We start from the raw sequence: 10,927 nt of genomic DNA, 5'->3' as shown, positions 1-10,927 counted from the left end.
TTTATTAACAAAATTTTGATTGTCAGCGAAGCCTTTAGTGTCGCGTATGCGATTGACCGTTTTGATGAATGTTTAATTGTGGATATTGGTGCGGGCACTACTGATTTGTGTCGAATGCATGGTTCAATTCCTGAGGATGATGACCAAGCCACATTAAAAATTGCAGGGAATTATTTAGACCAGCAAATTAGCCAAGCCATTTTGCAAAAATATCCTGATGTACAATTAACACCACAAATTGTAAGACGCATCAAAGAAAAATATGGTTATGTGTCTAAAACCTCCGATCCAATCAAAGTCACATTGACTAAAAAAGGCATTCCGGCCGAATATGATATTACCGCCATTATGCGTGAATGTTGCCTGAAGTTAACTGATCCAATTAGTCTTGCTATTCAGGAGCTTGTCGGTACATTTGACCCTGATTTTCAAGAGCGTTTACGTAACAATGTGGTGATTGCTGGTGGTGGTTCACGTTTACGTGGGATTGACATTGCGATTGAAAATAGTTTGGATACTTATGGCGGAGGTAATGCTATTTGTGTGCAAGATGCAGAATACTGCGGCAGTGTCGGTGCATTGAAAATGAGTATTGAAATGCCCAGCGAGTATTGGGAACAGCTTTAAAATTAAATGACCTCCCAAAGCTGAAGGCTTTAAATGTGCCCCCTAAAAGGGGGTATGTTGCTCGAATTGCTTATCTACAACTGACTCATCATTAGCACCCCTAATTTCATATCGAGTAGGGATTTTATGATGTCACTTTAAAAATCAGTCTGTTAAATACCAGCGCAAAAATAAATCAATTTTAAACCGATATTCATCGTCTACTTTCTCGATTAATTCTAAGCGTTCCAAACGTGTTATCACATCTTCCCCATCATCAATACTAATAAAATCATCAACATTACTGAGTGTTTTTTGCTTGGCAAGATGACGTAAAAATTGTCTACCATCTTCTTCCGCTTTCTGGTCAAAAATGGCAAAAATCATCTGTCCTGCTTCAATTACTTTTGGAATGCTTTGCTCAACATCATCCACGGTCACAGAAAAGCGACTTTTTAAATCTTGTGCATTTTTAATTGCAACAATTTCACGACACATGGCTTGGATTAATGCAGGATGGCCTTGAGTCAGTTCTAAAACCCGCTGTGTTGCTTGAGTTTGATAATGTAATTCAAAATTCTGTACTGGATGCTCAACAAGTTGCACCGCTTCATCTTGGTCTAAATAAGCTAAATGTCTAAATTCCATACGGTTTGCTAATTGTGGCCAACGTTGAAATTCACGCTTACTTTGAGAAGTAATAATCATTTGAAACTGAGGACGGTGTTGAATCCAGTTACTAAACGCATCTAAAATATTTTCACTAAAATCTGATTGTTGAGCACATAATACATCATCAAGCTTCGCAAACTCATCTAAAGTCAATAATAGGGTTTTATTACCAATGATTTCTTGTACTTGGTCAAGCCAATCATCAAAAATCGATAATGTATCTATTTCTAATTGTTGCCTAGTTAAACTAGGTAACTCCAAATCATAAAAACGTTTTGCACCACGCTGTATATCTTTAGTAATACGTTGGAAAAAGCCTGCTGTATTTTGACCAAGTGAAATTGCCCCTTGCAAATCAACAAACAAAATCACATAACCTTTTGGATCGCGTAGTAAACCAATCAGATTCAATAATAAAGAGGTTTTACCAATGCGATATTGACCATGTAAAAAAACCGAAATATCATGTGTAAACAAGGAGTTTTTTAATTCGTTGACAATCGTTTTACGCCCTTTAAATAAACCAGAGCCTGCTTGCAAAGGTTGCCCAACAATATAAGGCGATTCAATGAATTTATCTTCATCCATCAAATCATGTAAATCCATCCTATATTTATCTAAATTTTTATACCACTGCTCTGCATAAGGCAATAAATAACTTTCATTACTATTTTCAATCGCTTTGATTAATTTTTCGACTTCATCACTTTGTTCAGTAGTGTGTAATATCTTCTCATTAATGTCGCTGAGTTTTTCGGCTCGATCTAAGGATTTACTTAAATTAATAAAAACATTTAAATCCTTTGTCCCTTGTACTTTTTCACGGTGCAATCTTCTCATTTCTATGATAGACGAAGTTGATTTTTCCAATAAACATTTATCTATTAAGTGATGATAACATCCTGATTGCTCAAGTCTTTCCAAGGCTTTTTTAGCTTGTTCTGGTTTTTTATCTAAAATAAGAAGTAAGTGCTCTTTTAAGTTAATCGACCAATGAGCATAATCAGTGAGAAATGCGGTATTCCAACGCAATAATTGAGGATTTTCACTGCTTTTATCCCGAAAATATAAAACAGGATTCAAAAGTAACGCAATGGGGCTGAAAATAAACGCGCCTTGCCATATTGAAAAACTTAAGCCTGCAATGACGGATGCTAAGCCTGCTGCTAAAAAGGGGGTTATTGCATCAATTGATAAATGGCTTTCGTTCCCCTCCTCTATCAAAGCAATCGCTAATGCTGTCCATAAAACAGTTGCAACAAGGGCACTTGCTACGGTAACTGCGACATTAGCTTGTTCTGTTGTTGTTTTAAAGATAGCTCTAATCGCTAAATGAGGTAAAGCAATGGCCGCTCCTAATAAAATTGCATAACTAAAGCCACGCGCTAAACCAATTGGCCAGCCTGATGTTTCATAATAAAACATTGCAATACTAAAAAAAGTCTCTGCTACGACTATGGTAATATAAAATCTTAAAACAATTGGATTAAGCTGTTGCTGAGTTAACTTGATGGTCACAATAATAGCCATCAAACTAAATATCATTGTGATCCCAATACTAACAGCCACACTTTCAGTGATAAAAATGGGTATGAGTAAAATTAAGCCAACGCCACTTAGCCCTACAACAAAACCCCAAATAATCAAACCGATACTGCTAATTTTAAACTTAATTCTTTGTGTATTTGCTGTTTGAATAAAAACATTCCCAATGATGCCCAGCGAAAAACATAGACTAATAACATGCCAAATAGATAAGCTACCTTGAGCAAGTAAAAATGCACCAACTATCGTCAGCAACAAACTCGCAACTAAACCAGAAATAAAACTATTGAGCAAACTCACAACCATCGCCGAACTAATACCAAAGATAAAACTTCCTATAGTGGCAAAAATAACATTTTCAATGTCAAATTGGTAAAAATTCCCAGTATTTGAAATTTGGGCTATAAAAAATAGAGTAATAGCGACTAAAAAGGGGAAAACAGAGTAAGTTAATAATAATCGGATGAAAGGCCATTTTCGCCAAGTTTCAGAATCAACATGCGTTAAGCAAAAATCGTAAGAAAGGGGTTGAACCTGATGTTGAGGGCAAAATTGATTAACACAATTACGCCAAGCAGAGGGCTTAAATAATGCCCAACTAATAAGTTGAAAAGCGGCTATAAAGAGGTTATTTGACAATTCTGCTGCTAAAAACCTATTTTTTCTCATTAGCGTATCCTCAATAACTTATACATCTTGGCTGGATATTTCAGTTATTTTTTGCAGTGCCCTGTCTTGCCAAGTCTGACAGGTTTCTCCTTCGCACATTGATTCATACAGTTCATAGCAGAGTATTTGTAAAAATAAAGGTTTATTTTGACTGTGCTCGAGAATAAACTTACTGTCTGCATCCTTAAACTTCTTAGGTGACAATGCCATAAGCTGCTTAGCTTCATTTTCAGTAAACACATCTAAATGGATTACATCACCAAAAATATTAAAAAACTTAGAAGAATTACCTTCAAACTCAAAATGCTGTGGATTCTGGGCTGAAGTTAAAATAAACCCTAAACAATGTGTTTCAAGCATTGAGGTCGAAAGACTACGTAACGCATCCCAAAAATCGGTAGCCGAAAAATCATGTTCTAATGCAGCCTCAATATTATCTAATAATACAATAGTTGATTTTTTAAGATTATCAGTCAAAATATCGCAAAACAGGGCTAAAGCGTCAGTTTCATCTTCTGGCAATGAAGGAATACCTTCTTCATTAAGTTCTAACTGATTGATAATATGTTGTAAAAATCGAGCCTGACTTCTAAAGCGAATATCCCTGAAATTGACATAAATAAAATGATAATTATCTAAATCTGGTAGCTCAATTTTATAGGCTCTCTGAATATAATCTTGGCAATCTTCTGTTGCTAAACGCTCAATTGTTTTTAATAACGAGGTTTTACCAATATAAGACTCACCCCAAATCGCCACATTTTGTACAGTTTTAATCTGGCCAACAATGCGACGTAAAACGGCTTTGCGTCCAATAAAACGTTGACAATACACAAAGTTACCTGCAATAAATGGGTTATCCAAAGATTGTTTTAGAAAAAACTGGCTCAGCCAATGTGGCAATAGCTGTAAAATCCAACGAATTGTTCTTCTATATGAGACGGCCAAAAAGCCCAAAACGCCAATGACCGAGCTTAAAAAACCGAGTAGCCAATTCAATTCATTCAAATTCATAGCCTATTCCACGTTGATTGCCCCAAATATTGTGTTGAGGGTAAACAAAATAATAAAATCATATTACTAAACGTGTAGGACTACCAGTCCTTAAAATAAATTAGCTGTGTTGCTGCATAAACAATTCGATCGTTTTACGCCAATCACCAGTATTAAACATCAAGGCATCTAAACGGGTTTGACAGGCTTTTTGTACATAAAATGACTGACAATCTGTAATCTCACAAATAAAATTAATATCTGAACTTGAAAAATGATAAGGAGAGATAGCAATAAGCTCTTCCGCCTCATTTCGTTCCAAATTACCCAAAGAGATGGATTTACCAAAAATATTAAAAAACGGTGAAACACCAAATTCAGCCGACTTATTAAGCTCTTGTGCAATAATATGTGGGCTTTTGTTTGCAGCCAACACAAAACCTAAATACTGGGGATCAAGTATATTATTTGACAAAGAACGCAAGGATTCCCAAAAGTTATTATCAAGTTCATCAGGACAACGACTCACAATCGCATTAAACTCATCTAGTAGAATAATTGTGGGTTTTTTTAAATATTTTTCAACAATATCTGTAAAGTCAGCCAATACATCGTTGCTATTTTCTAATGACAATATTTGTGGTTCTGCATCTAGTCGCATATTTTGCAAAATGTAACTCAATAATCTTTTTTTATTACAGAGTCTTGCATCTTGAAAATCAACAAAAATAAAGTTATAGCCTTTATCTGATGGTAACCAATCTGTATGCTGTCCATCACGTAATTTTCCGCTGGCAGCACCTGAGTTGACAATATCACGTAAATACATGAGCAAAGAGGTTTTTCCGCTACGTTTATCCCCAATAATAGCTGCATTTTGCATCGGGGTATTTGGAAAACCACGCCATAAGCTAAATAAACTTTCGAGTATTGCTTGACGGCCAAAAAAATTACCATAACGTACAGGTTGGCCAGTAATAAAAGGATTAATGATTTGTTGATTGGTTGGTTTGTCATTAATCTTAAAATCGGCTGAAGCTAGCAATTCATCTAATTCTTGTGTATTTAATCGATAATGCTGTGCAAAACATTGAATTGGCTTCTCTTCTTCTGGCTTGTTTTGCTTTTGGCCTTCGCCTACCTCTTTGCGCCAACGGGCTATGGTTGTATGATGCACATCCATGACCTCGGCTAACTTCTGATTTGTAACTCCCAAGTGCTCAATGTGGTCATTAAATAACTTCACAAAACTTGTCATTATTGTTCTCACCATTTGACAGCCAATACCTAAGATTAAGTATAACATAAGCCATAATGACAAACTATTTTATGCTCCCTATTTGACACTATAGATTAGATACATATAAAATTCAATATAACATCAATAAAAATGTGCGATATAATAAATAAATTATATAGAGATTCGAAATGCAGAATGAAAAAATAGAAATTTTATCTACAGAATTAAAAAATATCAAACATAAAGCACAACAAGGTAAGGATGAGTGTTGGTTTGAATTTGGCTATTGTCTGCACTTATATGCTCAACAATATGAAGCGGCACAAGTGTATGACAAGGCCTTTCAGTATTATTATATTGCAACACATTACTGGATAAGAGCGGTTCAACATGGTGTAACACAAGCTGAAGCTTATTTATATCATACCTATTTATGTGGGCAATACATTGATAATAATCGCGAAATAATCTTGGCACTTTTTGAACAGATAACGATACCGTCAGAAACCGTACAACAGCAATTTCATTATGCTTGTCAACTTTGGTCACAGAATGAGCGTGATCTCGCCATCCATATTTTAGAAGATACTGCAAACAAAGGATATGCAAAAGCACAATTTTTTATGTATACAATTTATAATGAAGGTCATGAGAGAGAGAAAAATATAGATTTAGCCTCTCATTGGTTACATAAAGCGGCATGGAGAAATGATGCTCAAGCACAATATAGTTTAGGTCAAGAATATAATCTAAAAAATAAGCATGAAGAGTCAGTTAATTGGCTATTAAAATCAATTAATCAAAAAGACAGTGAAAATTATCATTATAAAGCCCAGCAACAATTAATTCAGTATGCAGAACAACAGCCTCAATACATTGATATTTTGGAGAAAAAAGCCAATAGTGGTGATACTCAAGCCATTCGGTTTCTAGCTGATTTATATAAACAAGCTAAAATTCATTTAGAAAATATGATGGCCTTATTTGCACATAAATTACGAGCACCGCTGCAACATATTGAACATAATGCTAAAAATAAAAATGAACCTCAGCAAATATTGCGTGATGTTGAATCAATGCAACGCTTTTTAAATATTTATAGCTTTATTTCCAGTAATAGCCAAAAGTTACAAAAAAAACTATTACAGGATAAGCAAGGTACTGGACGTTTAACTCATGTTTTAGAACGCAGTTTTATCGATGCAATTGCACCATTGTTATCTTCTGGAAATCGGATTAAAATCAAACAACATTACCTCAATTATGCCAAGCAAAATCAATTAGTTCCCCAATCGATAAAATTACGTCAATGGGATAATGACTATTTACAGATTAGCAATCAATTACAAGCAAAGTGGGCTGCAGAGTTCTTTCAATTAAGCACATTACCGCAATTTAAAAAAATTCAACAATGGGCAGATGTACATTTTTTTCCAATTCAAATTCAAGGCTTTGATTCAGAAAAAATTCAATTTAAGCCATTTTCAATTACAGAAGAAGTTTTAGTCACATTACTGAGTGAAATGCTGCTCAATATGCTGAAATATTATCATGCAACAGAATCAATTACGGCAAGCTTAGACTGGTCTTATGATGAAAATGTGTGTACATTAAAAGCCATCAATCCTACATCTGAATTTGAGCAAAAATTAGATAAAGGCAGTAAAAAAGGCCAAGATAGTTTATTGAGCATCGCTAGAAAAATGGGCGGTGATTTTCAAACCAGTTATCAAGGAAATACTTATCTGGCTATACTCACAATACCTACAACATTATTGATTAATAAGGAATAAATCATGGTGCATTTCTTATGGGTAGAGGATTTTGAAGGTGATAATTTTAAAAGTTATACTGAATGTCTATTTTCTGATTTTTTGCCTAAAAATGATATTCCAGACGGACATGGCGAATTAAAGCAGTTTTTGCAACCTTATGGGATTTTTCTTGAAACCCATTTTCTTGATGCACTTGAATTTATTCGTGATAATGATAAATTATTTAAAATTGATTTTATTATTTTAGATATTGATTTACCCATTGCACAATATGAAGATGACAATAATTATTTGCCTGAAATTCTAGCCCGTTATCAAAATGATGAGCAAGCTTTACGTAAAGTAGCAGGCTATCAACTTTATATTGAATTGGTGATTGAGCTGGGTTTTCCTAAGCAACGGATTTTATTCTGTTCCAATCATGCAGATTATTTGAATGCTATTTTAGAAGCCTTTGATAATGCTAAAATCAGCTTACCTAATCAACCTTGCCTCGATACCAATGAGCACCGGATTGCCACCAAAGCAGATAGTGTGTTTTTACAAGATTGGGTGCAGGCTGCCCAAAATAATCGCTATTTATCAATACGACGGAATATTGTTGAATATTGCCAATATTTACGCACAATAACCAAAAAAGGTGAAACTTTACAATTTGAATTATTTTTAGATGAAAATCGTCAATTATCTTATAGTGATATGCGGATTTATTTAGAAATATTACAGAATTTATTGCCCTTGCGTGAACATGAAATTCCCAGTAGTAAAAACAAACGTCAATTGTACAAAATCGTGTTACGTACTCTGGCACATCAATGGGATGCTGTGACACATGAAAGAAATGTAGCTGATCCAGCCTTGTCAAGCTATTTTACGGTGATGAAAACCTTACGCAATTGGTTAAGCCATATTGGTGATAAATTAGATAAAATAGACGAAAAATTACTGGCTTTTTTGTTTATCATTAATATGCGGGCTATGTATGGTAACAAAGTCAATATTGACCTAGAAAATCAATTGCTTGAATTACTTGGCGAGCCTGTGGCTGTGATTAATCCAGACCAGTTACAAAGACAATTATACTATTCGTATCAAAATGTAAAAGATTTATTAGAAAAGCGGGTTGTTGAGGATAAAAATACAACTTACGAGTGTTTTCGACATTATAACAATAAAAATGAGCCGTATGAATTTAGGCAGAAAATCCTCTCTCGCAATGGAAAAATCCAACATTACAAAGATATAGCTGGATTACTGGCTAACTATAATGGTCAGGAATATACAAAAGAATATTTTAATTTTTCTAAAGCCTTATATTATACGTTCATCCATCGTGGTACATGTTATTTGAATGCAAAATCGGATAATGTATTACTCAGCACCTGGTTTAAACACGAATTGGAAAAACCTGAGAATGAGCAAGATTTTTATATTAAGTTAGCTCGCTACGTTTATCCACTTTGTTTTTCCAATAAATAGTGGCTAATTTTGCTCTGTTGTCAGAGCCATATCAATCGCTTTTAAGAATTTTTTAATGTCCAGTGGTTTAACAATGTAAGTTAAAAAACCTGCAGCTTTACCACGTTCAGTTGCTTTTGCATCATCCATCGCGGTTAATGCAATAATAGGAATATTTTTTGTTATGTCAGAGGCTTTTAACTGTTGGCTAACTTCAAAACCATCCATCCCCGGTAAGTTAATATCTAATAAGATAATATTGGGATGATGCAGTTGTGCCATTTCTAAACCCATCTCGCCTGTATGAGCCGAAATCAAAGCAATATCAGGACGGGATTTTAAGATTTGTGACACTAAGCTCACATTGGTGCGGCTATCTTCGATATATAATAAAATATTTTTATTTTTATCAATACCTTGCGTTTCTGGTGTTACAACCCCCGTGGGCAAATCTACAAAAAAGGTGGTGTATTGGCCTTCTATACTTTCTACCCAAATTTTTGCATCCATAATTTCTAGCAAGCGTTTGGTAATCGTTAAACCAATACCCGTTCCTTCAATCAGATTAACTCCACTCATGCGGGTAAAGGGTTCAAAGATTTGTGTTTGTTGTTCTGAACTAAGACCAATACCTGTGTCTGTCACTGCAAAGCATAAAAATTCCGAATTTTTTTCTTTAATCTCAATCGTAATTGTGCCACTTTCTTTATTATATTTCACTGCATTAGACAGTAAATTGATAATCACTTGTTTTAGACGGGCACGATCAACTAAGGCATATTGCGGCGGTAATGATGAGGTGGTATTGTCGATATTAATGGCACGTTTTTCTGCTAAAGGTTGGGCAATACTTAAACATTCTTTAATTAAATCAACCAGTTCTACTTTTTCAATATTAACTTCTAATTTGCCTGCTTCAATTCGGCTTAAATCGAGTACTTTGTTAATCAATTCCAATAAATGCCAGCCTGCTTGTAAAATATTCCCCACATATTGCTGCATATCTTCCACATAATCTTCATCAAATTCGTCAACAGGCTGTTTTAAATCCTCTTTGAGCAATTCGCCGTAGCCTAAAATAGCATTCATTGGGGTACGCAATTCATGACTCATACTGGATAAAAATTGTGACTTAGCTTTACTTGCTCGTTCAGCTGCCTCTTTGGCTGTAATCAATTCTTTCTCTGCTTTGCGAATTTCACTGATGTCAATGAAAATCATAACAAAGCCAACGGTTTTATTATCTTTAGTTATTGGATTGAGTTCACAAGCAACAGGAAATTCTCGGCTGCCACGTTTTATCAAAGCATGACTATCATGAAAACCTTGTCCCGCTTCTAAATTATTTATCAATTCTTCCGTTGTCATGGGCCGATTCACATCATTATTGTGATGCAAATTGAAATACTTTAAAACATCCTGCATGTGTAAAGGCTGTTCATCTAAATTTAAAATAAACCGCGCAACGGGGTTGGCAAAGACTAAGTTTTTTTCTACGTTAAATGCACACAAACCATCGGGCATAGCATCCATGATGGTCTGTAATCCCAAACTTGACTGATTGAATATATTTGAATTATTGGTATTATTTTGATTAGGCGAAACAGGTTTCGCTTGCCCTGTTTCATATAGCTTTCGATTGCGTTCTGCATTTTCATAGGACAAGTCAATGCGCTGCAAAAAGGCCTGCCAATCACCCATATCTTGAGGAAGCGATTCATAATTTAATCCAGCTTTGCGTAATTGGCGTAGTAATAAAGAGTGCATGTTTTTTGTATGATTATAAGGTTTGTTGCCAATACAATAGTGATAGAGTATTTAGCATCCAATTATTTGGCTTGTCCATTATTGAGCTTTTTTAAATGCAGTAGTTAAACTAAAGCGATCTCTCGATAGATGATTCAGCTTTAGCTATTATAAAATATTTATATTACCCATAAAGTATTTTTGTTATAAGTCTCTATTGAAA

Annotated in this window: 7 protein-coding genes; 3 read left to right on the top strand and 4 right to left on the bottom strand. The window is 34.7% G+C overall.

The window, feature by feature from the left end:
• Positions 1 to 627: rod shape-determining protein (locus tag ABXH34_RS14840; protein ID WP_353572669.1), on the top strand; the 627-nt coding region annotated here is incomplete at its 5' end.
• Positions 628 to 771: 144 nt separating this feature from the next.
• Here ABXH34_RS14840 and ABXH34_RS14835 read toward each other — a convergent pair.
• From ABXH34_RS14835 to ABXH34_RS14825, 3 genes are all read right to left on the bottom strand, one after another.
• Positions 772 to 3,492, bottom strand: a complete 2,721-nt coding sequence (locus ABXH34_RS14835) for a DMT family transporter (RefSeq protein ID WP_353572668.1) — start codon at positions 3,490 to 3,492, stop codon at positions 772 to 774.
• 18 nt (positions 3,493 to 3,510) lie between these two features.
• Positions 3,511 to 4,506, bottom strand: a complete 996-nt coding sequence (locus ABXH34_RS14830) for an ATP-binding protein (RefSeq protein WP_353572667.1) — start codon at positions 4,504 to 4,506, stop codon at positions 3,511 to 3,513.
• A gap of 100 nt (positions 4,507 to 4,606) precedes the next feature.
• A complete protein-coding gene (locus ABXH34_RS14825) occupies positions 4,607 to 5,743 on the bottom strand; it encodes an AAA family ATPase (protein ID WP_353572666.1) in 1,137 nt (378 codons plus the stop codon).
• Positions 5,744 to 5,913: 170 nt separating this feature from the next.
• On the opposite strand from ABXH34_RS14825, the gene ABXH34_RS14820 reads away from it, so the two are divergent.
• Together ABXH34_RS14820 and ABXH34_RS14815 are read left to right on the top strand one after the other, a co-directional pair.
• Positions 5,914 to 7,518 (top strand): tetratricopeptide repeat protein, encoded by a 1,605-nt coding sequence (locus tag ABXH34_RS14820; RefSeq protein ID WP_353572665.1) that lies wholly within the window; start codon positions 5,914 to 5,916, stop codon positions 7,516 to 7,518.
• 3 nt (positions 7,519 to 7,521) lie between these two features.
• Positions 7,522 to 8,979, top strand: coding sequence for a hypothetical protein (locus tag ABXH34_RS14815; RefSeq protein ID WP_353572664.1), 1,458 nt, complete (start codon positions 7,522 to 7,524; stop codon positions 8,977 to 8,979).
• A gap of 3 nt (positions 8,980 to 8,982) precedes the next feature.
• Here the strand turns inward: ABXH34_RS14815 and ABXH34_RS14810 are convergent, their stop codons facing one another.
• The gene (locus ABXH34_RS14810; protein ID WP_353572663.1) at positions 8,983 to 10,725 is read right to left on the bottom strand and encodes an ATP-binding protein; all 1,743 of its coding nucleotides are present in this window, start codon (positions 10,723 to 10,725) and stop codon (positions 8,983 to 8,985) included.
• Between the last annotated feature and the right edge of the window lie 202 nt (positions 10,726 to 10,927).

The organism is Candidatus Albibeggiatoa sp. nov. BB20 (assembly GCA_016744725.1).
Classification (GTDB): Bacteria; Pseudomonadota; Gammaproteobacteria; order Beggiatoales; family Beggiatoaceae; genus Albibeggiatoa.
This window is presented reverse-complemented; position numbering and strand designations above follow the sequence as displayed.

Bases quoted from the DNA above. Each gene is read 5' to 3' on its own strand.
- ABXH34_RS14810 (WP_353572663.1), bottom strand. From the start codon at position 10,725: ATGCACTCTTTATTACTACGCCAATTACGCAAAGCTGGATTAAATTAT.
- ABXH34_RS14830 (WP_353572667.1), bottom strand. From the start codon at position 4,506: ATGAATTTGAATGAATTGAATTGGCTACTCGGTTTTTTAAGCTCGGTC.
- ABXH34_RS14835 (WP_353572668.1), bottom strand. From the start codon at position 3,492: ATGAGAAAAAATAGGTTTTTAGCAGCAGAATTGTCAAATAACCTCTTT.
- ABXH34_RS14815 (WP_353572664.1), top strand. From the start codon at position 7,522: ATGGTGCATTTCTTATGGGTAGAGGATTTTGAAGGTGATAATTTTAAA.
- ABXH34_RS14820 (WP_353572665.1), top strand. From the start codon at position 5,914: ATGCAGAATGAAAAAATAGAAATTTTATCTACAGAATTAAAAAATATC.
- ABXH34_RS14825 (WP_353572666.1), bottom strand. From the start codon at position 5,743: ATGACAAGTTTTGTGAAGTTATTTAATGACCACATTGAGCACTTGGGA.